Annotated in this window: 30 protein-coding genes and 1 other RNA gene; 17 read left to right on the top strand and 14 right to left on the bottom strand. The window is 40.4% G+C overall.

Annotated features, from left to right (window positions below; all coding sequences use genetic code 11):
* Complete coding sequence (gene yihA, locus ABJG98_RS05165; protein WP_348278417.1) at positions 1-603, bottom strand: ribosome biogenesis GTP-binding protein YihA/YsxC; 603 nt, start codon at positions 601-603, stop codon at positions 1-3.
* Positions 604-665: 62 nt separating this feature from the next.
* Between yihA and ubiE the strand changes: the two genes are divergently transcribed.
* From ubiE to ABJG98_RS05145, 4 genes are read left to right on the top strand one after another with little or no spacing between them, the layout of a single operon-like run.
* Positions 666-1,388, top strand: coding sequence for a bifunctional demethylmenaquinone methyltransferase/2-methoxy-6-polyprenyl-1,4-benzoquinol methylase UbiE (gene ubiE, locus ABJG98_RS05160; RefSeq protein WP_348278416.1), 723 nt, complete (start codon positions 666-668; stop codon positions 1,386-1,388).
* The gene (locus ABJG98_RS05155; RefSeq protein ID WP_348278415.1) at positions 1,337-2,182 is read left to right on the top strand and encodes an outer membrane beta-barrel protein; all 846 of its coding nucleotides are present in this window, start codon (positions 1,337-1,339) and stop codon (positions 2,180-2,182) included. The genes ubiE and ABJG98_RS05155 overlap by 52 nt, the downstream gene beginning before the upstream one ends.
* Positions 2,179-2,931: an SDR family NAD(P)-dependent oxidoreductase gene (locus ABJG98_RS05150; RefSeq protein ID WP_348278414.1), complete on the top strand. Its 753-nt coding sequence runs from the start codon at positions 2,179-2,181 to the stop codon at positions 2,929-2,931. The genes ABJG98_RS05155 and ABJG98_RS05150 overlap by 4 nt, the downstream gene beginning before the upstream one ends.
* A 38-nt stretch (positions 2,932-2,969) precedes the next feature.
* Entirely contained in the window at positions 2,970-4,316 is a 1,347-nt protein-coding gene (locus ABJG98_RS05145; RefSeq protein ID WP_348278413.1) for a saccharopine dehydrogenase C-terminal domain-containing protein, read from the top strand.
* A gap of 1 nt (position 4,317) precedes the next feature.
* On the opposite strand, the gene ABJG98_RS05140 is transcribed toward ABJG98_RS05145, so the two are convergent.
* Genes ABJG98_RS05140 through ABJG98_RS05130 form a run of 3 tightly spaced genes read right to left on the bottom strand, consistent with a single transcriptional unit; the run spans position 4,318 to position 6,008 of the window.
* Complete coding sequence (locus ABJG98_RS05140; RefSeq protein ID WP_348278412.1) at positions 4,318-4,947, bottom strand: hypothetical protein; 630 nt, start codon at positions 4,945-4,947, stop codon at positions 4,318-4,320.
* Between the two features lie 39 nt (positions 4,948-4,986).
* Positions 4,987-5,442 (bottom strand): ribonuclease HI, encoded by a 456-nt coding sequence (gene rnhA, locus ABJG98_RS05135; protein ID WP_348278411.1) that lies wholly within the window; start codon positions 5,440-5,442, stop codon positions 4,987-4,989.
* Positions 5,439-6,008 carry a MarC family protein gene (locus ABJG98_RS05130; protein ID WP_348278410.1) on the bottom strand — a complete coding sequence of 190 codons (570 nt, stop codon included), beginning with the start codon at positions 6,006-6,008 and terminating at the stop codon, positions 5,439-5,441. The genes rnhA and ABJG98_RS05130 overlap by 4 nt, the downstream gene beginning before the upstream one ends.
* Positions 6,009-6,186: 178 nt before the next feature.
* On the opposite strand from ABJG98_RS05130, the gene ABJG98_RS05125 reads away from it, so the two are divergent.
* Positions 6,187-7,494: a tetratricopeptide repeat protein gene (locus ABJG98_RS05125; protein WP_348278409.1), complete on the top strand. Its 1,308-nt coding sequence runs from the start codon at positions 6,187-6,189 to the stop codon at positions 7,492-7,494.
* A 38-nt stretch (positions 7,495-7,532) separates the two neighbouring features.
* Here the strand turns inward: ABJG98_RS05125 and ABJG98_RS05120 are convergent, their stop codons facing one another.
* Positions 7,533-8,411 (bottom strand): hypothetical protein, encoded by an 879-nt coding sequence (locus ABJG98_RS05120; protein WP_348278408.1) that lies wholly within the window; start codon positions 8,409-8,411, stop codon positions 7,533-7,535.
* A 97-nt stretch (positions 8,412-8,508) separates the two neighbouring features.
* Here ABJG98_RS05120 and ABJG98_RS05115 point away from each other — a divergent pair, with 97 nt between their 5' ends.
* Complete coding sequence (locus tag ABJG98_RS05115) at positions 8,509-9,420, top strand: MBL fold metallo-hydrolase (protein ID WP_348278407.1); 912 nt, start codon at positions 8,509-8,511, stop codon at positions 9,418-9,420.
* Between the two features lie 40 nt (positions 9,421-9,460).
* A complete protein-coding gene (locus ABJG98_RS05110) occupies positions 9,461-10,147 on the top strand; it encodes a hypothetical protein (RefSeq protein WP_348278406.1) in 687 nt (228 codons plus the stop codon).
* Here ABJG98_RS05110 and murA read toward each other — a convergent pair.
* The 5 genes from murA to ABJG98_RS05085 form a co-directional block, all read right to left on the bottom strand.
* Positions 10,140-11,447 carry a UDP-N-acetylglucosamine 1-carboxyvinyltransferase gene (gene murA, locus ABJG98_RS05105; protein WP_348278405.1) on the bottom strand — a complete coding sequence of 436 codons (1,308 nt, stop codon included), beginning with the start codon at positions 11,445-11,447 and terminating at the stop codon, positions 10,140-10,142. The genes ABJG98_RS05110 and murA overlap by 8 nt on opposite strands.
* Before the next feature lie 98 nt (positions 11,448-11,545).
* Positions 11,546-12,232 (bottom strand): DUF4290 domain-containing protein, encoded by a 687-nt coding sequence (locus ABJG98_RS05100; RefSeq protein ID WP_348278404.1) that lies wholly within the window; start codon positions 12,230-12,232, stop codon positions 11,546-11,548.
* 40 nt (positions 12,233-12,272) lie between these two features.
* Positions 12,273-12,695 (bottom strand): DUF5362 family protein, encoded by a 423-nt coding sequence (locus tag ABJG98_RS05095; protein WP_348278403.1) that lies wholly within the window; start codon positions 12,693-12,695, stop codon positions 12,273-12,275.
* 1 nt (position 12,696) lies between these two features.
* The gene (locus ABJG98_RS05090) at positions 12,697-13,119 is read right to left on the bottom strand and encodes a Rid family hydrolase (RefSeq protein WP_348278402.1); all 423 of its coding nucleotides are present in this window, start codon (positions 13,117-13,119) and stop codon (positions 12,697-12,699) included.
* Between the two features lies 1 nt (position 13,120).
* The gene (locus ABJG98_RS05085; protein ID WP_348278401.1) at positions 13,121-14,410 is read right to left on the bottom strand and encodes an aminopeptidase P family protein; all 1,290 of its coding nucleotides are present in this window, start codon (positions 14,408-14,410) and stop codon (positions 13,121-13,123) included.
* A 37-nt stretch (positions 14,411-14,447) separates the two neighbouring features.
* On the opposite strand from ABJG98_RS05085, the gene ABJG98_RS05080 reads away from it, so the two are divergent.
* Complete coding sequence (locus ABJG98_RS05080; RefSeq protein WP_348278400.1) at positions 14,448-15,641, top strand: S8 family serine peptidase; 1,194 nt, start codon at positions 14,448-14,450, stop codon at positions 15,639-15,641.
* Here the strand turns inward: ABJG98_RS05080 and ABJG98_RS05075 are convergent.
* A complete protein-coding gene (locus ABJG98_RS05075) occupies positions 15,638-16,153 on the bottom strand; it encodes a GNAT family N-acetyltransferase (protein WP_348278399.1) in 516 nt (171 codons plus the stop codon). The genes ABJG98_RS05080 and ABJG98_RS05075 overlap by 4 nt on opposite strands.
* A gap of 106 nt (positions 16,154-16,259) precedes the next feature.
* On the opposite strand from ABJG98_RS05075, the gene ABJG98_RS05070 reads away from it, so the two are divergent.
* The 6 genes from ABJG98_RS05070 to ABJG98_RS05045 all read left to right on the top strand — a co-directional run bounded on the left by ABJG98_RS05070 (position 16,260) and on the right by ABJG98_RS05045 (position 22,329).
* Positions 16,260-16,595 carry a YciI family protein gene (locus ABJG98_RS05070; protein ID WP_348278398.1) on the top strand — a complete coding sequence of 112 codons (336 nt, stop codon included), beginning with the start codon at positions 16,260-16,262 and terminating at the stop codon, positions 16,593-16,595.
* A gap of 106 nt (positions 16,596-16,701) precedes the next feature.
* Complete coding sequence (locus ABJG98_RS05065) at positions 16,702-17,928, top strand: sigma-70 family RNA polymerase sigma factor (protein WP_348278397.1); 1,227 nt, start codon at positions 16,702-16,704, stop codon at positions 17,926-17,928.
* A 112-nt stretch (positions 17,929-18,040) separates the two neighbouring features.
* Positions 18,041-18,577 (top strand): DUF4136 domain-containing protein, encoded by a 537-nt coding sequence (locus ABJG98_RS05060; protein ID WP_348278396.1) that lies wholly within the window; start codon positions 18,041-18,043, stop codon positions 18,575-18,577.
* Between the two features lie 58 nt (positions 18,578-18,635).
* On the top strand, positions 18,636-19,874 hold the full coding sequence (locus ABJG98_RS05055; protein WP_348278395.1) for a pitrilysin family protein: 1,239 nt from the start codon (positions 18,636-18,638) through the stop codon (positions 19,872-19,874).
* Positions 19,875-19,891: 17 nt separating this feature from the next.
* Complete coding sequence (locus ABJG98_RS05050) at positions 19,892-20,530, top strand: O-methyltransferase (protein WP_348278394.1); 639 nt, start codon at positions 19,892-19,894, stop codon at positions 20,528-20,530.
* Positions 20,527-22,329, top strand: coding sequence for a LysM peptidoglycan-binding domain-containing protein (locus tag ABJG98_RS05045; protein WP_348278393.1), 1,803 nt, complete (start codon positions 20,527-20,529; stop codon positions 22,327-22,329). Before ABJG98_RS05050 ends, ABJG98_RS05045 begins: the two co-directional genes overlap by 4 nt.
* A gap of 19 nt (positions 22,330-22,348) precedes the next feature.
* Here the strand turns inward: ABJG98_RS05045 and ABJG98_RS05040 are convergent, their stop codons facing one another.
* Both ABJG98_RS05040 and ABJG98_RS05035 read right to left on the bottom strand, forming a co-directional pair.
* Positions 22,349-22,795, bottom strand: coding sequence for a hypothetical protein (locus ABJG98_RS05040; protein ID WP_348278392.1), 447 nt, complete (start codon positions 22,793-22,795; stop codon positions 22,349-22,351).
* Between the two features lie 21 nt (positions 22,796-22,816).
* Positions 22,817-23,158, bottom strand: a complete 342-nt coding sequence (locus ABJG98_RS05035) for a hypothetical protein (RefSeq protein ID WP_348278391.1) — start codon at positions 23,156-23,158, stop codon at positions 22,817-22,819.
* Between the two features lie 85 nt (positions 23,159-23,243).
* On the opposite strand from ABJG98_RS05035, the gene ABJG98_RS05030 reads away from it, so the two are divergent.
* Positions 23,244-23,390: a hypothetical protein gene (locus ABJG98_RS05030; RefSeq protein WP_348278390.1), complete on the top strand. Its 147-nt coding sequence runs from the start codon at positions 23,244-23,246 to the stop codon at positions 23,388-23,390.
* Between the two features lie 73 nt (positions 23,391-23,463).
* Here ABJG98_RS05030 and dnaX read toward each other — a convergent pair whose 3' ends face one another.
* On the bottom strand, positions 23,464-24,579 hold the full coding sequence (gene dnaX, locus ABJG98_RS05025) for a DNA polymerase III subunit gamma/tau (protein ID WP_348278389.1): 1,116 nt from the start codon (positions 24,577-24,579) through the stop codon (positions 23,464-23,466).
* A gap of 87 nt (positions 24,580-24,666) precedes the next feature.
* Between dnaX and ABJG98_RS05020 the strand changes: the two genes are divergently transcribed.
* Together ABJG98_RS05020 and ssrA are read left to right on the top strand one after the other, a co-directional pair.
* Complete coding sequence (locus ABJG98_RS05020) at positions 24,667-25,179, top strand: hypothetical protein (protein ID WP_348278388.1); 513 nt, start codon at positions 24,667-24,669, stop codon at positions 25,177-25,179.
* A gap of 74 nt (positions 25,180-25,253) precedes the next feature.
* Positions 25,254-25,653: a transfer-messenger RNA gene (gene ssrA / locus ABJG98_RS05015) on the top strand.

Here is a 25,653-nt window from a genome sequence, read left to right as displayed (position 1 = left end):
CTATCCTGCTATCTCCACATTGATTCGGTCAATAAAATCTAAGATTTCTTTACCTCCTACCTTTTCAGTGGAAGATGTGACAAAGGTTGGTGGCAATTCTTCCCAGGTTTTGCGCATCTCCTTTTTATAGCCAGCTGCATGGTATTGGATTTGCGTTTTACCTAGCTTATCAGCTTTAGTGAAGACAATACTAAAAGGAATTGCGTTTTCTCCCAACCATTCCATAAACTCCAAATCAATTTTTTGAGGTTCATGTCTAATGTCCACCAACACAAAAACACATGCCAGATTTGGTCGTTCTTCCAGGTATGAATTAATCATCTTCTTCCATGCAGCTTTATTGACTTTGCTAGTCTGTGCCCACCCATATCCTGGCAAATCGACTAAGTACCAAGCTTCATTGATAAGAAAATGGTTAATCAACTGCGTCTTTCCTGGTGTTGAAGATGTCTTAGCAAGTTTCTTTCGATTGGTCATATGATTGATCAAACTCGACTTACCTACATTTGACCTTCCGATAAAAGCATACTCGGGAATGGTTGGATCTGGACATTCAGACACATCGGGACTGCTTTTTACAAATTCTGCTGATTTTATCTGCATAGAGAAGAAACTGATAACATTTAGACCGAACACGGGTTTAATCCACTAATATTGCGGCAATTATGACGGTACTTCCTTACAAAGATAAGTCGGATGCGAAAAAGAAGCAGGTAGCTGAAATGTTCGATAGTATTTCTAGCAAGTATGACTTTTTAAACCACTTCTTAAGTTTAGGGATTGATATTAGGTGGAGAAAGAAAGCAATAAAGATGCTTACCGACCTTCAGCCTAAGCAAATTCTGGATATTGCGACAGGAACCGGGGATTTTGCGATAGAGTCACTTAAGCTTAATCCTGAAAAGGTAATCGGGGTGGATATTTCAGAAGGTATGCTGAATGTGGGTCGTGAAAAAATGAAGAAACGTGGCTATTCAGATATCATTGATATGCAGTCTGGAGATTCCGAAAACCTTCATTTTGATGATAATAAATTTGATGCGGTGATCGTTGCATTTGGAGTGCGTAACTTTGAAAATTTAGAGAAAGGCCTTTCAGAAATGAATCGTGTATTGCGATCTGGAGGAAGAGTGGTAATTCTTGAATTTTCAAAACCTACGGTATTTCCGTTCAAACAATTATATAATTTTTATTTTCGTTGGATATTACCGAAGATTGGCAAGGTGGTTTCAAAAGACAATGCTGCCTACACTTACTTACCAGAATCAGTAAATGAATTTCCATTTGGAGACGACTTTCTTCAAATTCTGGAAAAAACAGGATATAAAAACACCAAATGCAAACCATTAACGCTAGGAATCAGCTCTATCTACGTGGGAGAAAAATAGCACTCGCTAGTTTGTTGATTTTCGGTTTGGCACAATCGTCTGTTGCGCAAAATAATCCTTCGGACAATTTACTTAACTATGAGGACCAGTGGATACATTATGGATTTCTCATCAGTGTACACTCATCTAAATATGTGATCAGGCACTCGGATTACTTCACCTCGCCTGCGATGGACACGGTTCATTCCATCATACCTGGTAACCTTGGAGGTTTTAAGTTAGGCTTTGTTATCAACATGAAAGTCTCTGAATATCTCGACTTTAGGCTCCTTCCTACAGTAGGGTTTTATGAAAATGATTTGAACTATCGGTTTACCAACGGCATTACTCAAAGGGAATTAAAAGATGCTACCATGGTAGAGCTTCCACTTCTTTTAAAGTATAAGTCTGCTCGTAGAGGAAATCTGGCTATGTACATGGTGTTTGGAATTAATCCTTCCTTAGAGGCTTCCGGCAAAGGGGATGAACAAGATGTTTCGCAAAAACTGGAATTAAAAAATTGGAACCTTGCCATTGACGTAGGTGTAGGCCTTGATATTTTCTATCCATTTTTTAAATTCTCGCCCGAAATCCGGTATTCATATGGTCTGAGAAATATGCTCACAGAAGATCCGAATGATTTCAGCATCGGCCTTGAAAAACTTACTACTCAAAATCTAGGCATTTTTGTCACATTCGAAGGAGGTCCTAGTTCTAAACGTAAGCTTGGAGGAAAAACAAAAGGAGGCGGTCAGATAAAGGCACGTCAAAAAAAACGATTAAAAGGAGGAAAAGGTAAAGGAAACGGCCAATGAGTCAACCTATTGCATTAATAACAGGAGCCACGAGTGGTATAGGTGAAGCAACAGCTCGCCTGCTTTCCAAAGACTATCGTCTAATTATCTGTGGACGAAGAAAAGATCGTTTAAAGAAGCTCCAAAAAGAGCTTGCCAGCGAATCTCAGACTCTCTCCTTTGATGTTCGAGATAAAAAAGCAGTTTTTGAAGCATTTGAATCCCTGCCAAATGAATGGCAAAATGTGCATGCGTTAATAAATAATGCTGGAAACGCACATGGTCTAGATCTAATTCAGGATGGAAATACGGATGATTGGGATGCCATGATGGACATCAATGTAAAGGGCTTACTGTATGTAAGCAAAGCAGTGATCTCTGGGATGATTGAACGTAGAAAAGGACATATTATCAATATCAGTTCCATCGCAGGACTCGAAGTTTATACAAAAGGGAATGTTTACTGCGCTTCGAAGCATGCCGTTGATGCGCTCACCAAGGGAATGCGTATGGATCTCAATGAGCATGGCATAAAAGTTTCTTCCATTGATCCAGGGTTGGTGGAAACAGAATTTAGTGAGGTGAGATTTAAAGGAGATACAAATATGGCAAGTAAGGTGTATGAAAATTACACACCTTTGAAAGCCATTGATGTAGCAGAAACTATTGAGTTTGTGCTGAATCGACCTCCCCATGTTACCATTGGTGACCTACTGATCCTTCCAACAGATCAGGCGAGCAGTACAATTGTGAATAAAAAAAACAAATAGTCTTTTCGTAAGAATTACGATAAACACATATTTGCCGCATGCAAAACATCCTGATCATCGGGGCGGGAAAATCATCCACCGCACTTATTAATTATCTACTCAAGCACGCAGTAGAAGAAGACTGGAATATAACCATCGCTGAGAAAGACCATAAGCTTGCAGAATCAAAAATAGATGGACACGAAAAAGCAAAAGCAGTATCCTTCGATGTTTTTGACAATGAGAATCTAAGCAAGTTGGTTGGTGATCATGACCTGATTATTTCCATGCTTCCAGCTTCATTGCATATCCACGTAGCGGAAAAATGTGCAGTGCTTAAAAAGCACTTTTTAACCGCTTCGTACCTGACTGAAGAAATTAAAGCTTTAAGTGGTCAATTCGAGGACGCTGGCAAGCTCATGATCATGGAGATGGGACTTGATCCAGGGATCGATCATATGTCGGCTATGAAAGTGCTAGATGAACTGCGAGAAAATGGTTGCGAACTAACCGGATTCGAGACCTTTACTGGGGGACTAGTTGCTGAGGAATCGGTAGGTGATAATCCATGGAAATACAAATTTACGTGGAACCCCAGAAATGTTGTTTTAGCTGGACAGGGAAGCTGTAAGTTTATTCAGGAAGGACGCTACAAATACATCCCGTACCAGAAGCTGTTCAAACGAACAGAAACCATCTACATTCCAGATCACGGCTATTTCGAAGGTTATGCCAATCGTGATTCCCTCGCTTATCTGGATGTCTATGATTTGAGAGGTATTCGAACACTCTATAGAGGTACACTCCGCAAACCCGGCTATTGCTCTGCCTGGGATGTGTTTGTGCAACTTGGCGCTACCGATGACACCTATGAGATGGAAAATGTGTCTGAAATGACGCATCGACAATTCATCAATTCGTTTTTATCATACAACCCAAATGATTCCATCGAGCTGAAGCTAGCGCATTATTTAAACCTTGATTTAGATAATGGCATCATGTTTAAGTTGAAATGGTTAGGCATGTTTGATGATGAGCTTGTTGGACTCAAAAAAGGATCTCCTGCTCAAATACTTGAACACATTTTGAAAAAGAAGTGGACACTGGAACCAGAAGACAAAGACATGATTGTAATGTGGCACAAATTCAACTTCCTAAAAGACGGAAAGCCACATCAGATTGAATCAAGTATGGTTGCTTTAGGTGATGATGAAGTAAATACAGCAATGTCTAAAACCGTAGGATTGCCATTGGCGATAGCCGCTAAAATGATCCTTAAAGGAAAAATAAAATTGAGTGGAGTACATGTACCAATCAAAAAAGAAATCTATGAACCTGTGTTAGCAGAGCTTACCAACACAGGATTGGTATTCAATGAAAGAGAGGTAGAACCTACTTTTTACTGAGTTACTTTATGACGTGTGCTTTTACTACCGAGTCAATTTCGGCCATTACAAGGTCAATTTGTGAAATATCGTTCTCAAGGTGCTGATCAATCAAGTTTTGAAGGTGACTTGCAATCTTAATTTCATCTTCTTTTTGCTGTCCTCTCGCAAATCTGATAGAGTTCTGAAGATGATCCATCGCATGATTGATCGTCACTCTGGCTTCTTCTTTTTTACCTTCTCTGATAAATTGTTCCGATACTCTAAGCGAAGCAAAAGCTAGTGAATTCATGGCGTCTGCAAACGCTTCATACATTATATCATCATTGATATCTTCTGCTTTGATATGACCTTCGACAACTTCCAGGTCACGAATGGCTATTTCTATTGCTTGGGTACTTATGCTATCACCATCCTGCTCTAAAAGCTTCATCATCTTGATTGCGTCTTCCAGAAATTTAATTGCGGTAAGTGATTTGTGATCCTGCAAAGTTCTGTCCGCTGTATTCATTAACAGATCAGGCTCTGTGGCCAGATCAGTCAAGTTCGGATTCTCCATCTTCAAATCGCGTTGAATTTTGAAGTATATAACCATTGAGCCAATAACAATAACTGCAAAGAGAAAATAGAAAAAGCCTTTATTAAAATTCATTTTGATCCTTTTACTGTAATTACGTACTAAAATAAAACATCAGTTCATACCATTCTCAAAAGCAGCGTCTACTTTTAAGTTTTTTCGTTCAGCAGCCTCCACGGCCAGTTGATCGCATCGTTCGTTCTCTGGATGGCCAGCATGACCCTTGACCCAATTGAATTTTACATCATGTGGCGCTGCAGCTTTTAGATACCGCTCCCAAAGGTCTCGATTCTTTTTTCCCTTAAAATCCTTAACTACCCAGCCTTTTAGCCATCCTTTTGTCACAGAATCTACTACATATTTGCTATCCGATACCACAAGCACATTCCAGCCTGGCTTTTTTATTGCTTCTAAACCAGCAATAACAGCCAAGAGCTCCATTCGATTATTGGTTGTCATTCGAAATCCATCTGAAAGCTCTTTTTCTTTATCACCATATCTAAGTATCGTGCCGTAGCCACCTGGGCCTGGATTGCCTTTAGCAGCTCCATCCGTAAACATTTTTATCATGCCAATAGATGATTTTTAAAGATTTTAATTGCAATCGCTAATAGGACAATACCAAATACTTTTCGAAGAATATTAAAGCCCGCTTGCCCAATTTTACGTTCCAGCCATCCACAGGTTTTTAAAACTATATATACGAAAAGTAGATTTACTACTATTCCAATCAAGATATTGGCTGTAGAATACTCTGCCTTTAAGGATACCAAAGTAGTCATAGTTCCAGCTCCAGCAATCAACGGAAATGCCAGAGGCACAATGGATGCGCTTTTTGATTCTTCAGGGTCAGATTTAAAAAACTGCAATCCAAGGATCATTTCCATGCCTAAGAGGAACATAATAATGGCACCTGCAATGGCAAATGAGTTGATGTCAATTCCAAAGAGTTTGAGAATACTTTCGCCCAAAAAAAGGAATATAACCATGATAACGCCAGAAACCAGCGTGGCCTTCTCAGATTGGATATGGCCAAACTTTTTTCTTAGGTCGATGATGATAGGTACACTGCCTAAAATGTCGATCACAGAGAAAAGAATAAGCGAAACACTAATAATTTCTTTAAAATTGAACATCAGTTGCGTTTGTTAGATAAAACTTAACACAAAACTAATGTGATACACAGCCGTAATAGCATAAAAATTATTCATTTTGCAAATCATTTTTTGACCATGCGTAATAATCAATTGGCACTGTTTTCGCCTGAATAATTTTATCAAAAGGCAAAAACCAAAAATTTCAACTCAAAAGGACATGACTAAATCGACACTTTTTACACTTCTTGTGTTTGTATCTACTTTTTCAGTAGCTCAAGAAGGCTGGAACTGGCCGAAAGATCCAAACATGAAAACTCAGGCCATGGAGAGACAGGCTTATTATAAGCTACTCATAGCACAAAGTAAGCACTCAGAAGCAATGAAGCCTTTGAACTGGCTTTATGAAAATAATCCAGACCTTAATCAATCAATATATATTGAAGGCGTCGAATGCCTTGAAAATATAATTGAGAAAACATCCGACAAGCAAAGAAAAGAGCGTCTTCAAGATTCGCTTCTATGGATGTTTGATCAGCGTATTGAATACTTCGATAATGCCGCCTCTACTATGGATCGTAAGGCATACGAGGCTTTTAAAATGCATTACAGAACACCATCTAAGTATCCAATGCTATATGAAATATATTCCAAAGCTTATGAAATGAATGGTCCTGAAATATCCACATTCAACTTAAATCCATACATGCTATTGGCGAAGCAGTATCATCAGGCCTTCCCCGATAAAATGCCTGCAGAAACTGTGCTTGACATTCATACTCAAATCTCAGATATTATAGAAATTAAGCGAAAGAACGGTGAGAACGCTGATAAATTGGATAAAGAACAAGCTAAGACGGATGCTTGGTTGAGCTCTATTCCAGGCATTTTATCCTGTCAGTTTATAAAAGAAAAGCTAGTTCCTAAATTCAGAGCCAACCCGACAGATTTAAACACTGCTAAAAAAATATTTAAGTATTCATTGGAAGCTAAATGTACCGATCAGCCATACTTCCTCGAAGCAAGTGAACCGGTTTTTAAAGTACAACCATCTTTTGTTCTAGCTAGCAACATCGGAAACAAATATTTAGTCAATGGAGAGGTAAATAAAGGATTAAAATACCATGCCGAAGCACTTAAACTCGCCTCTAATAACGATGAAAGATACAGTGCTTACATGGGACAGGCTGTGGCCAACAGCAAGCTGGGAAATAAAGCAAAGGCACGCGCTCTTGCGTATGAGGCATTGAGTGCCAAACCTGGCAGTCCGGAAGCTTATAACCTCATTGGTAATTTATACTTTACGAGCTTCGATGATTGTAAAGCAGAAAAGAGCCAAGTGCAAGATCGCGCCATATTCATTGCAGCATATGAGATGTACAAAAAAGCGGGAAACTCTGCTCAAATGACAGCCTCTAAAGCACAATTTCCATCCATAGAAGATATTTTCAACGAATCAAAGGAAGAAGGCAACCAAGTGACCATTGGCTGTTGGGTCAATACCACTGTGAGTCTTCAGCGACGGTAACAATCAAAGCTGGATAACTTTCGTTATCCAGCTTTTTATCAATCTACCTCTTCTCTGATCTGTGCACCCAATTCCAAAAGATTTGCATTTTTTGGTTCGACTTGAAGTCCTTTTTTTACCGAAATTAATGCCTCTTTTTTCTTGCCTAGCGAATCCATAAACCTTGCAAGCGTCTGGTGTACCGTTGCCTCTTCAGGGAATAGTTCAGCATTTAGCTCAAAGACAAACTGAGCTTTTGGAATTTGGAAAGACGTCCAAAGCACATACCCATAAGTGTTCAGTTCATAGATATTTTCTCCTGATTCGAACTGGTCCAGTAGTTTGGATTTCATTTTTCTAAGCTCTTTTAATGAATATTCCTCAAAGTATTGAATAAGCTTGTTGGCTACAGGATAAGCTGTATGGTATGTTTTGCCAGTGAGAACAGTATTTATGTCATCCTCAAGCGAAACAACCGGCTCTTCTACAATCCTGCCAATCTCTTCTCCATTGTCACTATGAAAGATGAATGTAGGCACGCGATGAATGTTTATGCCTCTTTCTTCCCGTTCAGGCGCTTGCTTGTAGTTCTGAAAGCCTGTGTTCAAGCAAAGAATCTTAAGTTTTTTGAGGTCATAATCTGCCGACTCTAGAATTTTCAGAAATCGAGGAACTTCCCTCCTGCTATCTCCGCACCAGGTGCCCATAAAAATGGTAATGGAGTCTGCTTTGGTTAAGTTTAATTCAGTATCACTTACCTGGTAATCTTCATAATTTTCAGTGTACCACGCATCAAAAGGTGCTGCTTTCAGTCGTGTCAAGTTGACCTCACCGAGCAGCGTTATTTTTCCATTCGCGCTTTCAAAGGAACGATTAATTGGTTGTGAAAATGTAATGATTGAGGACGTGAGGAGTAGGAATGGGATTAGGATTTTCATGTGTTTTTTCTTCAAAGTAGATCAGAACAAACTTTACGGACTGTTAATGAAAACCTAATATTTCTTAATAAGGTGTTAAGCCAGTAGATTTATATTTATGAGATCAAAAAGCACCCTCCTTCTCTTTTTTCTTATTCAGCTTTCATTTGGCCAGCACATCATAGTTTTAGGAACCGCACAAGACGGTGGATTTCCTCATGTCGGATGCCAAAATGAATGCCAGAAAGCGTTCGACAATCCTGATTTGTCCAGATTTGTCACTTCTCTCGCATTTGTAGATCAAGAAAGTAAACAATGGTGGCTTTTTGAAGCATCGCCTGATATGGATGATCAGTTGCAATATTTCAGTGAATTGACCCAAGGAGCCTATCCATACTTACCTTCTGGAATTTTTCTAACGCATGCTCACATTGGCCACTACACGGGTCTGATGACACTTGGTAGAGAAGCATTGGGCGCCAACGGAGTTCAGGTCTATGCACTGCCACGGATGATCGAATTTCTAAAAACCAATGGTCCATGGAGTCAACTGGTTTCATTGGGCAATATTGAGCCTATTGTCTTAGCCGAAGATTTGGCAGTAATACTACAAGAAGATCTTTCCGTTGAGGCTTTCACAGTTCCTCACAGGGATGAATTTTCTGAAACTGCAGGATTTAGGATTAATAAAAAGCGAAAAAGCTATCTCTTCATTCCAGATGTTGACAAATGGAGCAAATGGGATAGCAATATTGTTGAATTGGTCAAAGATCCGGTCATAGCATATGCTTTCCTGGATGCCACTTTTTATGCTGATGGTGAACTACCCAATCGGGCCATGAGCGAAGTTCCACATCCGTTTGTAACTGAAACCATGGACCTGTTTGATGGAGAGTCTCGATCGCTAAAAAATAAGGTTATCTTCATTCATTTCAATCATACGAATCCACTACTATTTGATCAGCAAACTAATATTGATGTGCTGAAACAAGGATTTGGAATTGCGGAGCAAGGAAAAAAATATGAATAATTAACTTACTTTTTTATCATTTATCAGACTGAAACTTCAGATGAAATTAGTATTGATCATTTTGCTTATCGGTTGCACTCCATTTGCCCAAGCACAATATGAAGTTCTTGAAGCCAAAAAGGTCCGTAATCATAGCGGAGAGAAGGTCAAGAAGGGTGATTTCCTTTCTAAGGAAGATAAAATTGACATAGCCGCCAAAGGTGGACTCACGCTGGATGTTGAATCAGCCATGCATATGAAGCTAGCTCCAGGAGCCTATGTTGTTGGTGTTGAAAGTGCCAGACATAATGTATGGTACGATACTCATTTAGCGCTGACAAAAGTGTTAAAACAAAAAGGAATGATCATGTGTAGGTTCACCTATAAAACATTGGCTGTCCCCGGAAGCGATAGACATTATGAAATAGATCGGATTGAACTGGATCAAAAAGGCTTGGTGAGAATAAACAACGATACAACCTCACTTACCATCAGCTGGGTGAATCCCAACTATAGGTATAAAGGAGGATATCACCTTGTAATCAGAGATTTTTATAACCAGGGATTCATTGATATCATAGAAACTGATGAAGAAACGCTCACCTTCTATCCTGGCAAATACGGTCATAAGCACATGTATTACAACATCATTGCTGATGACTGTCGGGCAAGTCTACGATACAAAATAGAAGTAAATACACCAAGCGCCCGTATTAATAGTGCAACAACATTTTTAGATGCTAATTAACCCGCTCGATTTTAGCTCCTAATGCATTAAGTCTATTATCTATAAACTGATAGCCACGATCAATTTGATCAATGTTGTGAATGGTGCTTATTCCTTCAGCAGACATTGCCGCAATGAGTAGAGAAACCCCAGCTCGTATATCTGGAGAGGTCATCGTGATTCCACGCAAAGGATATGCTCGATCTAAACCAATAACTGTTGCCCGATGAGGGTCGCATAAAATAATCTGTGCGCCCATGTCGATCAGTTTATCCACGAAGAATAGACGGCTTTCAAACATTTTTTGATGGATGAGTGCAGTTCCTCTGGCTTGCGTTGCTGTGACGAGGATAACACTCAATAAATCTGGGGTTAATCCGGGCCAGATCGCATCTGCAATTGTAAGGATCGATCCATCGATGTAAGATTCAATTTCGTAATGCTCCTGCGCTGGGACGTGAATATCGTCTCCCTGGAAGTCCATTTTTATTCCCAATCTCCTAAAAGTATCCGGGATAATTCCGAGTTCCTTGATCTGCGCATCTTTTATTGTTAGTTCTGAACCTGTCATAGCTGCCATACCGATAAAACTTCCAACCTCAATCATATCAGGCAGCAATGTATGTTCGGTTCCTTTAAGAGATTTCACTCCTTCTATTCTTAGCAAGTTTGAGCCAACACCTTCAATCTGGGCGCCCATGCGCACGAGCATTTTACAAAGCTGTTGTATATAAGGCTCACACGCAGCGTTGTAAATGGTTGTCAAACCTTCCGCTAAGACAGCTGCCATTATAATGTTTGCTGTACCTGTTACTGACGCTTCATCTAAGAGCATGTATGCACCTTTCAGATTGGTGCCATCTACGGTATAAAATGATGTCTTAGGATCGTAATTAAACTTGGCTCCAAGGTTTTGAAAGCCCACAAAGTGAGTATCCAGTCTTCTTCTGCCAATCTTATCTCCACCTGGCTTAGGCATTCGGCCGGTTCCGAAACGTCCTAAGAGTGGTCCAAGAATCATTATGGAGCCTCGGAGGGCCGAAGCTTTTTCTTTAAAATCGTCTGTGTTTAAGAAATCCAAATTGACATTGGCAGCTTTGAATATGTATGATTCATTTCCATTTTTGGAAACGTCAACGCCCATGTCTTCAAGCAAGTCAATCAGCTTCAATACATCGCGTATCTGCGGAATTTTATTGATGACCACTTCTTGGTCTGTCAATAGTACTGCAGAAATGATTTGAAGTGCTTCATTTTTCGCTCCCTGAGGAATGATTTCACCGTTGAGCTGGTGACCGCCTTCTACCCGAAAAGATGACATTATTTCGTGATTAGTTAATTAGTGAATTAGAATTAACAAATAAAGAGTTACCTGACTAATTCACCAATCAACTATTCAACTATTTAGCTAAAATCGAATTAATTTCTTCTGCGATTATTGCTTCTTCCGCCTTGATTGGTATTGCGACGACCTTTGCCTCCTTGATTGTTGCGACGGCCTTTGTTGTTGTTATTATTATTTCGTCTACCTGAAGGTTTCTTATCAGAATCGAAGAGACCCAGTTCTTTAACTGTTTCAATATCGATATCAAGTTGATCCTTTGACATCTTTTTGATGTTCTTTAGAATTTGCTCGTCTTCAATGCTCTCTTTATTCCAGGTTTGAAAGAAGCTCTTCATCAATCTTCCGATAGCGACGATTGCTCCTTCTTTCTCTTTCGCATCCTCCATAGCTATCGCCTGATCTATCAAAAGCTCAACGCTACGACCGTAGTGACGAAATTTGATTTCATTGGAGTAGTATTTAAGCCTTTCCGGCTTTCGGTCCAATACGGAAGGATCCGGCTTTGGAAATGGTCCTTCTATGTCAAGTTCAAAGTTTGAGATAATATGAAGATCATCCCATACCTTTTGGTCGGTCTCAATGTCGTTCCCTAAATCAGGATTGATCAACTTCATAAGCTCTACCAAAGTGGCAGCTTTCTTGTTTCGTTCTTCTTGATCCGTGATTACTCTTAAGTGTGCTACCAGGTTTTGCACATTCCTTCCATACTCTCTCAGTTTCAAGTGAGCACGCTGAGTATTGTATTCCAATGATTTATTCATAATAATATTAAGCCCCAAAAATAGGCAATTCGATTATAGATTAAAGCATTCCCCCCATCATTCCTCCCATAATGGCAAATAGAATGACTAACGCATACAGTGATAACATGATTATGGTAAAGACTCCCATGAATAAAAATAACCTCCGCAGATTGCTGTATGCTTCCGAACACTGCTTTTTATTTTGCTCTCTTATGCCTCTTTGAACCTGAACACTGAAACGAAACAGATAGACGGAAGGAAAGATATAGATCAGTGAAAAAAGGATGTAAATGATACCAACACCCGCTGGCGCCATCGGGATTTCTTCATAAAAACCTCCGATTCCCATCATAACGAATCCTGCTATAATCATAAAGCCACTAAAAACAAATCCAACAATGGATAGGAATTTTCCCCATTTAGCTGTCTCCAGAAAGTTGTTTTGATCTGCTTTTGATAAAACTAATTCTTGCTCTTCCATATTAATTTTTTATTGCTGCAATGCATTTTAATTCAATTGCAATTGGTGTTGGCAGTGAGCTGATCTCTACTGTTGTCCTGCAAGGCTGATTCTCTTTGAAATACTCCGCATAAATCTTATTATACGTTTTAAAGTCGTCTTTCATATTGGTGAGAAAGACGGTAACATCTACCAAATCGTCCCATGTGGCGCCAGACGCCTCCAAAATAAGCTTGACGTTCTTGAATACGGAATGGCACTGTTCTGCAATGTCATAACTTTCAATATTGCCTTGATCATCCAGCTCAACACCTGGTATTTTCTTTACTCCTCGTGCTCTTGGTCCAACTCCCGAAAGAAACAACAAATCACCTACTTGTCTGGCGTGTGGATACAAGCCTACTGGTTCAGGAGCTTTGTCTGAATCAAATTTTGTACTAGCCATATTACTTATTCATTATGTCTTCAATCTCTTCTGGTTGGATCGGAATGTTTTCCATGAGATTGATGTGACCTTCTTTAGTGATCACAATATCATCTTCTAAACGACAACCAATATTTTCCTCTGGAATATAAATACCCGGCTCAACGGTAAAGACCATTCCTGGCTCAAACACTTTATATATCGATGCAATATCATGCACATCCAAACCTATGTGATGCGATGTTCCGTGCATAAAATACTTCTTATAAGCGGGCCAATCAGGATTCTCATTTTTTATATCTGTCTTGTCGATCAAGCCAAGATCCAGTAATTCCTTTTCCATCAACTTACCCACTTCTGCATGGTATTCAGGGATCTTATTGCCAGGCTTTAACATTTCTGTAGCGCCGTTTTTTACACGTAGTACTGCGTCGTAGACTTTACGCTGGCGCTCAGTAAATTTTCCCCCAACAGGAATGGTACGTGTCATGTCAGAATTGTAGTTGCCGTATTCAGCACCAACATCCATGAGCAAGACATCTCCGTCTTTTAATTCCTGATTATTCTCAATGTAATGTAGAACGCATGAATTTCCTCCACCTCCAACAATAGGCGTATAGGCAAACCCTTTGGACCTATTTCTTACAAACTCGTGTAGATACTCTGCTTCAACTTCATATTCCATTACACCAGGTTTCACAAAGTCTAATACTCGTCTAAACCCTCTCTCTGTGATGTTACATGCATGCTGAAGGATATCAATTTCAAATGAAGATTTGATGCATCTCAAATCTTGTAGGATAGGAAACAGGCGCTCATAATTATAGAGCGGATATCTTTCAAGACATTCTTTGACAAATCGTGCGTTTCTGGTTTCTACTTCACTGGCATTCCTGATGTGCTCGTTACTGTCCAGATATATATGATCAGACTCTGCAAGTACGGTGTAAAGCGTCCTTTCAAATTCGGATGTCCACTTTACATTCTGAATACCTGAAGTAGTCGTAGCTTCATCTTTGGTAAGTTTATGTCCTTCCCAAACTGCGATTTCTTCGCTTGTCTCTCTTACAAACAAAATCTCCCGCATTTTTTCGTCCGGAAAGTCTGGGGCTATTAAGACAACAGATTCTTCCTGATCTACACCTGTTAGCCAAAATAGATTCGCATTTTGCACAAATTTCATGGTGCCATCAGCATTGGTAGGCATGATATCGTTGGCATGAACAATCGCAACTGAGCGAGGCTTCATACGTTTGGCAAGTTTTTCGCGATTCTGAATAAACAGCTGGTTATCAATCGGATCGTAGCGCATAGGTTATCTTAGTTCTGATTTAAAAAATCTTCTATCTATGAGGTGGCTAAAATTAGCATTTCTTTTTCTCTCTGCTCCGCTATTTAGCCAGCAATTAAGCTTTGCATTGGAGCAGGTCAATGGACAAGCGATCATTGAGGCCGGGCTTACTGGAAAAGGAGTAAAAATTGGCATTATTGATGGTGGTTTCCTCAGAGCGGACAAGAATGAATCTCTAAGAAAATTATTTGAAAATGGACAAGTTGCCGGGTATAAGGACTACTTAGATCCCGATGCGGATGATTTTGCGGGAAGTGCTGCTTTCGACGATGTGCATGGCACTGAGGTTTGGGAACTGATTGGAGGATTGAATGAAGAAAGGAAGGTGCAATATGGATTGGCTACTGGTGCAACCTATTACCTGGCACGTACTGATCATGGTGGATACGAGCGCAGGCAGGAAGAGAAGTTTGCTATTGAGGCGATGGAATGGATGGCCAAGGAAGGCGTTCAAATCATCAACATTTCTTTGGGATACAACTTTGGATTTAATGATAAAAGAGAAAACTACAAACCTGAACAAATTGACGGTAAGAGTACGATTTTAACACAGGCTGTCAATCGAATTGCGAAGCAGTACAACATCCTGTTCGTCTTGGCAGCTGGCAACGATGGTAATCATAAATGGCGAATTGTGGGTTCTCCGGGAGATGCTGAAAATGCACTAACTGTTGGAGCTACTAAGTTCAAAGTTTGGGATGGAATGAAATATACTTCCAAAGGGCCCGAATGGTTGGATTATGTGAAGCCAGAGATTTCTTGCTATTCCTCATTGGGCACCTCATTCTCTGCTCCTATCATTGCAGGTTTGGCTGCATGCCTTTTGGAAATGGATGCTACACTGGATCACCATGATCTAAAAAAAATAATTATGCAATCTGGTAATCTGGCGTCACCAAACAATTACATAGGATATGGTGTTCCCGATGCTGGATTGGCAATTGCTCAAGTGAATGGAAAAGAAGTTGAACCAATAACCGTGACCCACACCCAAAAGAAAAGCATCGAAGTGGTACTGAAAAATCCTACAATCTATGTCACCGTTTACCATAAAAAAGGCTGGGAAGTGCTCAAAAAAGAGGTGATTCGAACAGACAAGTTGAAAGTGAAAATCAGAAGAAGGGAAGACGCACAATCCAGCACAGTAATATGGGAAGGTGGGAGTTTAGAAGTGGTGTGGGAGTATGATTAATCTATCCGTTTGAGCATTATCTCTGAAGGTAACACCTCATCACCTACATAAATATCATCTCCCCTTCCCAATAATTCAAATCCAAGTTTCTCGTAAAAACGCTGTGCTCGATTGTTGAGTTTAGAGACGCTCAGCCAGACATATTCCTTACCTTCATTTTTAACTCTCTCAAACACCTTATCCATCATTTCCTGAGCTAAGCCAGAACCATATTCTGATGGGAGTAGATACAGATGTTTTAACTCTGAGGCCTCCAAATCTTTTTTTAGCGGACACAGCCGATGATTCACAACGGCTATTCCGACCGTTTTTTTATCTCTATTTGCCTTTAAGCAAACAAAGTTGTCTTCGGATAAGATACGCGTTGCTTCATCCATGGTATAGCTCTCTGAGAAATAGGCAGCTATATTTTCTTTCGAATGAATGTCTCCGTAAGCAGCCAGAAAACTTTCTCGCCAAAATTCCATCAGCTCCTTAGAAAATTCGGTGTCAGCAACTTCAAATTCAATCATATCATTTTAAAATAAATAAGAATTATTAATTCTCAATTTGTCCATTATCCATTGTACGTTTCGTCTCTAGGGAAATATTTAACTTAACTAAAACTCTTAAAAAATTATGAAAAAGTATTTGTATGTATTCCGAGGCGGTGATAAAGGCTATGAAAATCAATCACCTGAGCAGATGCAAGCTCACATGCAGCGATGGGGCGAATGGATGGCTAAAGTGAAAGCCGAAGGTTACCCATTGCAGCAAGAAGGCAAAGTAGTCGGTTCAGGTGGAAAAATTGTGACCGACGGACCATTTACTGAAGGTAAAGAGATTGTTGGTGGCTATGTTCATCTAGATGCAAAGGACCTGGATCACGCAGTAGAATTATCTAAGGATTGTCCGATTTTCGAATTCGGAGGAACCACTGAGGTCAGAGAAATTATAACTGATATGGGTGGATAATCGATTTATTTTAAAATTGTCATCCTGAGTGAAACGAAGGAGCTATCTTCTTGTGCAAGAGATACTTCACTGCGTTCAGGATGACACTTAATTGCTAGTTCACTCAATGCAAACTTCGCAACTTGTAGATCACTTTTTTCGAACGGAATATGGTAAAGCTGTATCTCACCTTACCAGCAAGTATGGTGCGTCCAACTTGGGGCTTGCAGAGGACAGTGTGCAGGAAGCATTGATCAAAGCGATGCAAACCTGGCCATACTCACAAATTCCGGACAACCCAACAGGATGGATTTTTAGAGTCGCCAGAAATAAAATGATTGATCAGCTGAGAAGGGATCAGAAGACAAATTATCAAGAAGTACCGGAACGTGCAGAAGAAATGAACGAAGAGTTATCCTTAGAATCAATCAACGATGACATGGTACGTATGATGTTTGCATGCTGTCACCCATCACTGAGTCAGGAGTATCAGATCATTCTCACGTTGAAGATTCTGGGCGGCTTATCGATACGCGAAATATCCAGTTCGCTTCTAAAAAAAGAAGAAACAGTAGCAAAGGCATATACCCGTGCGAAAAAGAAATTTAAGAAGGATGAAATCAAGCTAATTCTCCCTCCTGCTCACGAAATTGAGAAACGGTTGGATATGGTGCTTAAGATCATCTACTTACTTTTTAATGAAGGATACAAATCAGCTGAAGGAGAAGAATTAATTCGAAAAGAACTATGTGAAGATGCCATACGATTGAATCGGGTTCTTTTGGAAAGTGAAATTTGCAACACCCCAGCTGCCAACGCACTTATCGCGCTTATGCACTTTCACACCTCCCGATTTAATGCGCGCACTGATGAAAATGGAAATGTCATCACACTCGAAGATCAAGATCGTACAAAGTGGGATGACGAATTAATTCAACAGGGCTTGATCTACCTTGATAATGCTTCTGAGGAAGGTGCCGTCAATGAATACTTAATTCAGGCTGCAATCAGTGCCACTCATTGCCGTGCCAAGACTTTTGAGGAAACTGACTGGGAAAATATTTTGGCCCTTTATGATCTACAACTACAAGTAAATACTAGCCCGATTGTAGAACTCAATAGAGTTGTTGCTTTAGAAAAAGTACACGGCTCACTGCTTGGTGTTAAGGAAATTGAGCGACTTGAAGCTAGTCAGTTCTTTGATGAATATTATCTCTTTTATGCCATTAAAAGTGAGATGCTTATGAAGCTCGGAAATAGAGATGAAGCCAGGCATGCCCTGGAGAAAGCCATATCGCTAACGAAAAACGAAAAAGAGAAGAGCTATCTGAGTACCAAGTTGATCAATATGTAATAGTCAACCTCCCGCATTATATTGTTTGGTTGACATTATTCATCCGCTCGACTGATTGACGTCATCCGAAACAAATCTCTACTTCATGAACTTGCACCAAAGTCAAGGACTCATGAAAAAGCTATCTACAATATTTTCTATTCTGATTCTCACAGGATGCGCAGTTAATGTAAAGACGTATCAAAAACCAGATCAATCATTCGACGATTTTAAAACATGGTGTTGGTTAAAAGGATGTGAGGTTACATACCAAGGACCCGATTACTTATTTGATCAGCGGGTAGTGGATGAAATATCTAATGCTATCGCTTACAATATGTATCAAAAAGGCTATGAGCAAAGCGACGATTCGTCAGATCTAGTAGTTAATTTTTTCATGATCCTAAAAGAGGATTCTGCAGAAATAGCCAATACATATGATGGATTGATGCCAGAAATTGCGTGGATGGATCACGCGTATCCAGCATATGAGAAATTCTTAAAAGGCAGCTTGATAATTGACGTGATAGATCGAAAAAAATCAGAGCTGGTGTGGCGATCCAATGCCGTACGGTATATGGAGCTAAATCCGATTTATGACAAAGCTGAAATATGGAGCGGAGTAGAAAAGGCAATGAAAAAATTACCAATTGTTGCTGAACCCAAATAACTCTTTAGTTTAAACTCAGGATACATTACTAACAACTTCATCCTACCTTTGCGCTCCAATGAGCAAGAAGGAATATGAGCTGATCGAATTACCGAATGGCATTCGGATCATCCACAAAGAAGTAAACCATACCAAGATCGCCCACGTCGGCATCATGCTGGATATCGGCAGTCGGGATGAATCACTTGAAGAACAGGGGCTTGCGCACTTTCTTGAGCACATGGTTTTTAAGGGCACAACTAAGCGTAGCTCATACCATATCATCAACAGGTTAGAGTCACTTGGTGGCGAGCTAAACGCCTATACAACCAAAGAAAAAATATGCTTTTATGCCTCTCTTCTAGACATTCATTTAGATAAGGCAGTAGAACTTCTTTGCGATATCACGTTCAATTCTACTTTCCCAGAAAAGCAGATTGAAAAAGAGCGGCAGGTCATACTGGAGGAAATGAGCATGTATCGAGATACGCCGGAAGATTCCATTCAAGATGAATTCGATGAATTACTTTTTCCTAACCATCCGCTAGGAAGAAATATTCTCGGCACAGAGGAAACAGTAAAATCGTTCCAAAAAGGTGATTTTAGAGCATTTTTGGATCGTAACCTGAATACCGAAAAAATCATTCTTTCAAGTGTTGGGAATTACTCCGCTAAGAAGATTCAAAAATTAGCTACCAAATATCTTAAAGACATACCGCATAAGAACCACACTCCTGATCGTCAATGGTTCTCGGGATATCAGCCATCTCGAAAAGAAATGAAGAAAACCATCAGTCAAGCTCACTTTGCCATGGGTATGCCTTCATTGAGTATTAAAGATAAAAATCGCATCCCCTTTTTCTTTTTGGTGAATCTACTTGGTGGCCCAAGCATGAGTTCACGTCTAAACCTAAGTCTCAGAGAAAAGCATGGGTTGGTTTATGGTGTGGATGCCAGTTATGCTCCGTATTTAGAAGTAGGCCAATTTGCAATCTACTTTGCTACAGATCCAAAAAATCTAAAGAAAAGCCAACGAATCATTTTGCGGGAAATAGAAATGATGAAGAGCAAACCACTCGGAAATATGCAGCTTCATAAGGCTAAAAATCAGATCAAAGGACAGATGGCGCTATCAGAAGAAAATAAAAATGCCATCATGCTGATGATGGCCAAAAGTCAACTGGACCTAAATAAAGTACCGGACATTAATAGTGTATTTGATAAAATTGATGGTATCACATCTGATCATATTCAACAGCTGGCCACGCAATATTTACCAACTGATCAGATGAGTGCTTTGACGTATCTGCCGGAATAATTCTTATCTTTACGTACATGGAATTTCTACCAGAAGGTCTTCAAGAATATGTGGAAGATCACTCAGAGCCTGAATCTGATTTGCTTCAGCAGATCAACAGGGAAACTCACCTCCATGTATTAAAACCACGGATGCTTTCCGGCCACCTTCAAGGTCGTGTGTTATCGATGCTTTCGCACATGATCAAGCCAAAATACATCCTGGAAATTGGCACCTACACTGGATATGCGGCACTCAGTATGGCAGAAGGCATGCAGCCCCATGGCAAGCTCATCACCATTGACAATAATGAAGAGCTTTCAGTCCGCTCAAAGAAATATTTTGAGTTATCAAATCATTCAGATCAGATTGAAATGCTCGTTGGAAATGCAATTGACGTAATTCCTACTTTAAAGGAGCGATGGGATTTGGTTTTTATAGACGCAGACAAAGAGAATTATGCCAATTATTTTGATCAGGTAATAGATCAGGTAAATACCGGAGGGTTTATCATTGCTGATAATGTGCTTTGGAGTGGCAAAGTATTTGATAAAAACAAGCAGGATAAGGCGACTGAGTCAATCAAAGGTTTCAATGAAAAAATGCATACTGATTCCAGGGTTCAAAACGTTCTATTCCCCATCCGTGACGGATTGATGATATTGAGAAAGATATGAAGAAAGGTTTAAGCTATAAGTTTCAGGTTTCAGGATGGGTACTCTTCCTACTGGTGAACCTGACGGCATTTTCTCAAACCGTGCCTAGAGAAATGAAGATTGGGGATGTTCACCTCACCATCAATGAATCTGCACGTAAGCAAATCCAAAAGGATGTAGACCGACTGACTAGAAGCCAAACCTATTATGGAATCCTTGTTGATCGCATGAACTTATATTTTCCATACATTGAGCGGGAACATAAGAAAGCGGGCATTCCAGATGAAATTAAGTTTTTGGCCATACAGGAGAGCGCGCTAATATCCGATGCGGTCTCATCAGCCAATGCGGTCGGGTTCTGGCAATTCAAAGATTTTACAGCCAGGGAAGTTGGGCTGGTGGTAGATCGAAAGGTGGACGAAAGACTCAATATCGTTTCTGCCTCCAGAGGATCAGGTAAGTATTTCAATTCCAACAACTTCTATTTTGACAATTGGGCCTATGCCGTCATTGCGTATCAGGCAGGTGCCGGTGGTGCTAAAAGCCACACAGACAAGTCAAACTATGGAAAGAAGAAGCTTACAATCACGACGAACACTTATTGGTATCTAAAGAAGTTCATTGCACACGTAGTTGCTTTTACTCCTTCACTTGGTCTTCCACATTCAGAAGGTATCTGGTTGGATGAGGTGACTAATGCAGGAGGAAAAACCCTTGAGCAGATTGCAAGACAGGAAAAAGTAGATCTTGAGGAACTCAAAAAATATAACAAATGGTTATTGCGCGGATCTGTCCCAACGGATAAAACATACTCGGTGATGATACCGAAAAAAGGAACGCCTCCGAAGCGACTTGTAGCAGAAAACACCACCAAGCGTAATAAGATTTCAGAACCACAAACTAAGATTTACCCAACTGAACTAACACCCGGTATTACGGAAGCCAACAAATCGACCATTATACCATTGAATGGGATTCCATCAATCTTGGCTAGAGAGACAGATGATGTGCATAGCATTTCAGCAAGATCTGGTATTTCTGAAAAGAAGTTTAGAAAGTACAACGAAATGAATGAATCGGATAAGATCATTCCGAATGAATTCTATTACATCAAAAAGAAAAAAGGAAAAGCAAAAATTGGGTTCCATGTGGCCAAGCCTGACGAGACGCTTTGGGATATATCACAACAATATGGCATCAAGTTGAGCAAGCTTTCGAGCATGAATCGAATGAGTATCATAGATGAGCTGAAGCCAGGAAGAGTGCTATGGATGAATAAAACCAGACCTTCGGACGAGCCAATAGCCTATCATAAACTTACCAGTCCTGTTATCACAAAACCTACTGCAAAGGCAACAGCTTCTACTAATAACGTGGAAGACACAATAATTTCTAAAGAGTCGGTGGAAGAGTCCATTGATGAAGAAATAATTGAAGAAGAGGTGCCTCCTATTGTAGTTCCGGAAGTTGACATGAAGGAAGAACGATTGAGAAAGGTGAAAATCCATACGGTAGCTTCCGGAGAATCTCTTTGGGCAATCGCGCAGCTGTACGAAGTGAAAATGGATGATTTGTTGCGATGGAATGAACTTCCCAATCCAGACGCATTGAAGATCGGTCAAAATATCCAGGTGAAAGCGCCTATTGAGGAGGCTTCTGCTGGCAAGCATATCATCATCCACACGGTGCAACCAGGTGAAACACTTTATGCCATCTCCCGCAAATACGACATGACGGTGGATGAGGTGATGGACCTAAACGGAATGTCCGGTTTCGACTTGAATGTAGGGCAGGATTTGAAGGTGTATGGGGAGCAATAGAATTTAGAATTAATCAGCGCTAGTAATTCATCTCAAAAGGTATTTGCAGATCTTTCGCAATGTTCTCCAACGCCTCCATGTCGCGTGTATCATTCCTGTTGCAAGAGATCAGATGGCTCTCTTCCCCATCCTGGATATAAGCTTTGTAGAAATACATCTTAACGTTTGCCGATTGTACTCGGGAATTTACATTTTGCGATACCTGGACCTCATTGATGTACACCATTGTAGGGCTTTTGATTGCTTTGATATCATTGCCTGACTTTATGATTTTTTCTTTGGTATCTACCGTAATACTCTTACCTCTCAATTGACACCAAATGAGCCCTGCTCCAAAGACCATCAAAATAGCTGCAGCGGGTATTGGCCCAGAGAATAGTGTTATGATCCCAACGATGACCAAGATCCAACCAAGCGAGGATACAATCTGCATGTTGTTTTCAAAGTGTCTTAAGCGATAAGTCATGAATGGTAGATTTTTTAGAATCTAATAGTCAAAATCCAACCCCAATCGATCTTTGAGGTCCTTTAGATCTGGGTTTTGTTTGACCATGTAATCAAAGATATCCGTGCTGGTATACAGCTTTTTCTCATCTTTGATCTCTGCAATTTCTGTACGTAAGACAATGTGATCGTTCTCCAGTTCTGATCGGAAATATTGCACCAGCTCAGTATCAAACTTCTCTAAAAAGCTAACCTCCAGCTGACTCCCCAGCATGATGATAATGCTGTGATTATCTCCCTTTTTCACAGACTTACTAAGTACTAACCTCTCCGTATCTCCAGCATCGGTTTTCTGTTCTTCAAATTTTTTCCAAGTCTTCTGCAAATCTTCCTCCGAAAACTCCGTTTCCTTTTTCTCAACTATAGAGGCTGTCTCTTCTGCTTGCTCCTTGGATTTCTTCTTCCCAAATATGCTAGGTGTCTCTTTCGGTTTATCCGAAGTGGATGGTCTTACAACCGGACTTGGTTTGGACTTAGGAGGTTCTGGCTGCTCGTTTACCTCATCAACAGTTGATGGCTGTGGTTCCTCCGTAGGCGGAGGTGGAATGTCTTCCTGAACTGGAGTGATTGCTGTATTTGAAGGCTCGGCTTTGGGCGGTTCTGGCTTTGAAGTTTCTTTTTGAGCCTCTTTTACGCTACTGCCAGGTCTTTTTTTTTTGCTCCGTCATCAGAGGAGCTAAGTGTGAGCGCGCTGGTCAAATGTGCCAACTTCATCAGACAAAGTTCTACATGCAGTCGCTGATTTTTGCTTTGCTTAAAGCTCAGCTCAAATTGATTGGAGATATTCAAAGCTGAAAGTAAAAAAGACGGGCTACAGTTGGCAGCTTGCTCGCCATATTTTGTTTTTAAATTGTCTGTGACTTCCAGTAGAGTGATGGTTTTTTCATCCTTTGAAACAAGAAGATTTCTTAAATGATGCTGGAATCCATTCAAGAAATTATTCCCATCAAAGCCATTTCTAAGAATTTCATCAAACAGCATCAATGTGCCGGCCATGTTTTGCGCCAGCAAGTCATCCACCAATTTAAAATAGTAGTCGTAATCAAGAATGTGTAAGTTCTTGATGGTATCCTGATAGGTGATCTTACCGTCCGAGGAGAATGTGGTGATCAGATCAAATATGGAAAGTGCGTCCCTCAATGCTCCATCCGCTTTTTGAGCGATCAAATGGAGGGCCTCCTTCTCAGCTTCCACCTTTTCACTTGAAGCAATCTTTTCCAGCTGTTTGACGATATCGCTCACCTCAATGCGGTTGAAATCATATATCTGGCACCTGGAAAGAATCGTTGGGATTACCTTATGCTTTTCTGTAGTAGCCAATATAAAAATGGCATACTCGGGTGGCTCTTCCAGCGTTTTCAGAAACGCGTTGAAAGCTTGCGTTGAAAGCATGTGAACCTCATCTATGATGTAAACTTTGTACTTTCCTTGCTGAGGTGGATACCTCACCTGATCAATGAGGTTTCTTATATCTTCTACAGAGTTGTTTGAAGCAGCATCCAGTTCGAAGATGTTGAAATTTGAGGTTCCTTCCGGGCCTTCATTTTCAAATCCATTGATTGTCTTGGCAAGGATACGTGCACAAGTAGTTTTTCCTACACCCCTTGGCCCGCAAAAGAGGAGCGCTTGCCCGAGATGATTGGAGTTGATGGCGTTTTCCAACGTTGTGGTAATATGCTCCTGCCCCACTACCTCCTCGAAACCGAGCGGTCTGTACTTACGTGCCGATACCACAAAATTCTCCATTCTGCCGGCAAGATACAGAGAGGATCAGACCTGAGAAAATTCTCTATAAGGGTTTTTGACAACAGATGGGTTTTAGACCAAAAAAACATGATCAAAAAGCTTAACCTACTTACGATAACCCTGATCCTTTCCCAATTTGGTTATTCACAAAATCTTTCTAAAGAAGATCTTTTAGGAAGTTACCAGCTCAAGAAAATTGACTACATCTATTCAGACACCACCATCACTGTGAGTCCGTCACAATCTGGCTTTCTTGTTTTGGCGCCATTGCGATATGCCATCGCATATAATCCTGGGCTTAATCCCAGAAAAGCATTCGAGAATCTTTCCTCACCAACGGAGGAAGAAATATTGGCCGGGTTCAGATCGTTTGCATTCAATAGTGGCGCATATACGTATACAGAGGGGACATTTAAGGCTTCACCGGATTTTGCCAAGGTGCCAGGCTTTGAAGGTGGTGAGCAAGTGTATGAGGTAAATTATATCGATGGATTATATTCTTTCAATATGTTTGACGAGACCTATCCAGGTGGTGAAAAACCAAGCTGGTATGGGAAATTGAAAATCAAACTTTATTTTGAAAAAGAGCAATCAAATTAGAACCATTTCTTCTTTTCAAATGTCTTACTGTCCCGAAAGGTATTGCTTACCTTTGTGTAGTTCTTTTACTTAATGGGGTCGACCGGAATCGACAGGAAGTGCAAAGCATATGCTAGCATGCCGGGTGGCGAGCGTACATCCGCAATAAATGCGTTCCAAATTGTAATTGGCGAGTCTAACTACGCTATGGCAGCATAATCTCAAATTAAAGTAGAGTTTATATAGGGTTGAGCCACATAGGTTCCCCCTGTCACATCCTACCTTGCTGTTGTCCTTAGGGCGAGGAATTGGGGTGTCGAAAATAAGGAATAGCTCAAGGCAGTGTTGCGGGTCATGAGTGAAATAAAGCAACTGGTTTTTCAGGTGGGTAGTTATTCGCCAGCCTGAGATTCGAGATTAAAAGAATAACTAAGCATGTAGAAGGTCTATGGTTTCCTTAGCTGGACGAGGGTTCGAATCCCTCCGACTCCACTT

Origin of the sequence: Ekhidna sp., from assembly GCF_039960695.1 — a bacterium.
Classification (GTDB): Bacteria; Bacteroidota; Bacteroidia; order Cytophagales; family Cyclobacteriaceae; genus Ekhidna.
This window is presented reverse-complemented; position numbering and strand designations above follow the sequence as displayed.

Coding starts and splice junctions, on each gene's coding strand:
- ABJG98_RS05145 (WP_348278413.1), top strand. CDS start 2,970: ATGCAAAACATCCTGATCATCGGGGCGGGAAAATCATCCACCGCACTT.
- ABJG98_RS05155 (WP_348278415.1), top strand. CDS start 1,337: ATGCAAACCATTAACGCTAGGAATCAGCTCTATCTACGTGGGAGAAAA.
- yihA (WP_348278417.1), bottom strand. CDS start 603: ATGCAGATAAAATCAGCAGAATTTGTAAAAAGCAGTCCCGATGTGTCT.
- ABJG98_RS05070 (WP_348278398.1), top strand. CDS start 16,260: ATGAAAAAGTATTTGTATGTATTCCGAGGCGGTGATAAAGGCTATGAA.
- ABJG98_RS05055 (WP_348278395.1), top strand. CDS start 18,636: ATGAGCAAGAAGGAATATGAGCTGATCGAATTACCGAATGGCATTCGG.
- ABJG98_RS05120 (WP_348278408.1), bottom strand. CDS start 8,411: ATGAAAATCCTAATCCCATTCCTACTCCTCACGTCCTCAATCATTACA.
- ABJG98_RS05150 (WP_348278414.1), top strand. CDS start 2,179: ATGAGTCAACCTATTGCATTAATAACAGGAGCCACGAGTGGTATAGGT.
- ABJG98_RS05085 (WP_348278401.1), bottom strand. CDS start 14,410: ATGCGCTACGATCCGATTGATAACCAGCTGTTTATTCAGAATCGCGAA.
- ABJG98_RS05130 (WP_348278410.1), bottom strand. CDS start 6,008: ATGTTCAATTTTAAAGAAATTATTAGTGTTTCGCTTATTCTTTTCTCT.
- ABJG98_RS05045 (WP_348278393.1), top strand. CDS start 20,527: ATGAAGAAAGGTTTAAGCTATAAGTTTCAGGTTTCAGGATGGGTACTC.
- ubiE (WP_348278416.1), top strand. CDS start 666: ATGACGGTACTTCCTTACAAAGATAAGTCGGATGCGAAAAAGAAGCAG.
- ABJG98_RS05095 (WP_348278403.1), bottom strand. CDS start 12,695: ATGGAAGAGCAAGAATTAGTTTTATCAAAAGCAGATCAAAACAACTTT.
- ABJG98_RS05125 (WP_348278409.1), top strand. CDS start 6,187: ATGACTAAATCGACACTTTTTACACTTCTTGTGTTTGTATCTACTTTT.
- ABJG98_RS05140 (WP_348278412.1), bottom strand. CDS start 4,947: ATGAATTTTAATAAAGGCTTTTTCTATTTTCTCTTTGCAGTTATTGTT.
- ABJG98_RS05050 (WP_348278394.1), top strand. CDS start 19,892: ATGGAATTTCTACCAGAAGGTCTTCAAGAATATGTGGAAGATCACTCA.
- ABJG98_RS05090 (WP_348278402.1), bottom strand. CDS start 13,119: ATGGCTAGTACAAAATTTGATTCAGACAAAGCTCCTGAACCAGTAGGC.
- ABJG98_RS05065 (WP_348278397.1), top strand. CDS start 16,702: ATGCAAACTTCGCAACTTGTAGATCACTTTTTTCGAACGGAATATGGT.
- ABJG98_RS05110 (WP_348278406.1), top strand. CDS start 9,461: ATGAAATTAGTATTGATCATTTTGCTTATCGGTTGCACTCCATTTGCC.
- ABJG98_RS05080 (WP_348278400.1), top strand. CDS start 14,448: ATGAGGTGGCTAAAATTAGCATTTCTTTTTCTCTCTGCTCCGCTATTT.
- ABJG98_RS05115 (WP_348278407.1), top strand. CDS start 8,509: ATGAGATCAAAAAGCACCCTCCTTCTCTTTTTTCTTATTCAGCTTTCA.
- ABJG98_RS05060 (WP_348278396.1), top strand. CDS start 18,041: ATGAAAAAGCTATCTACAATATTTTCTATTCTGATTCTCACAGGATGC.
- rnhA (WP_348278411.1), bottom strand. CDS start 5,442: ATGATAAAAATGTTTACGGATGGAGCTGCTAAAGGCAATCCAGGCCCA.
- ABJG98_RS05075 (WP_348278399.1), bottom strand. CDS start 16,153: ATGATTGAATTTGAAGTTGCTGACACCGAATTTTCTAAGGAGCTGATG.
- ABJG98_RS05040 (WP_348278392.1), bottom strand. CDS start 22,795: ATGACTTATCGCTTAAGACACTTTGAAAACAACATGCAGATTGTATCC.
- ABJG98_RS05100 (WP_348278404.1), bottom strand. CDS start 12,232: ATGAATAAATCATTGGAATACAATACTCAGCGTGCTCACTTGAAACTG.
- dnaX (WP_348278389.1), bottom strand. CDS start 24,579: ATGGAGAATTTTGTGGTATCGGCACGTAAGTACAGACCGCTCGGTTTC.
- ABJG98_RS05020 (WP_348278388.1), top strand. CDS start 24,667: ATGATCAAAAAGCTTAACCTACTTACGATAACCCTGATCCTTTCCCAA.
- murA (WP_348278405.1), bottom strand. CDS start 11,447: ATGTCATCTTTTCGGGTAGAAGGCGGTCACCAGCTCAACGGTGAAATC.
- ABJG98_RS05030 (WP_348278390.1), top strand. CDS start 23,244: ATGCTAGGTGTCTCTTTCGGTTTATCCGAAGTGGATGGTCTTACAACC.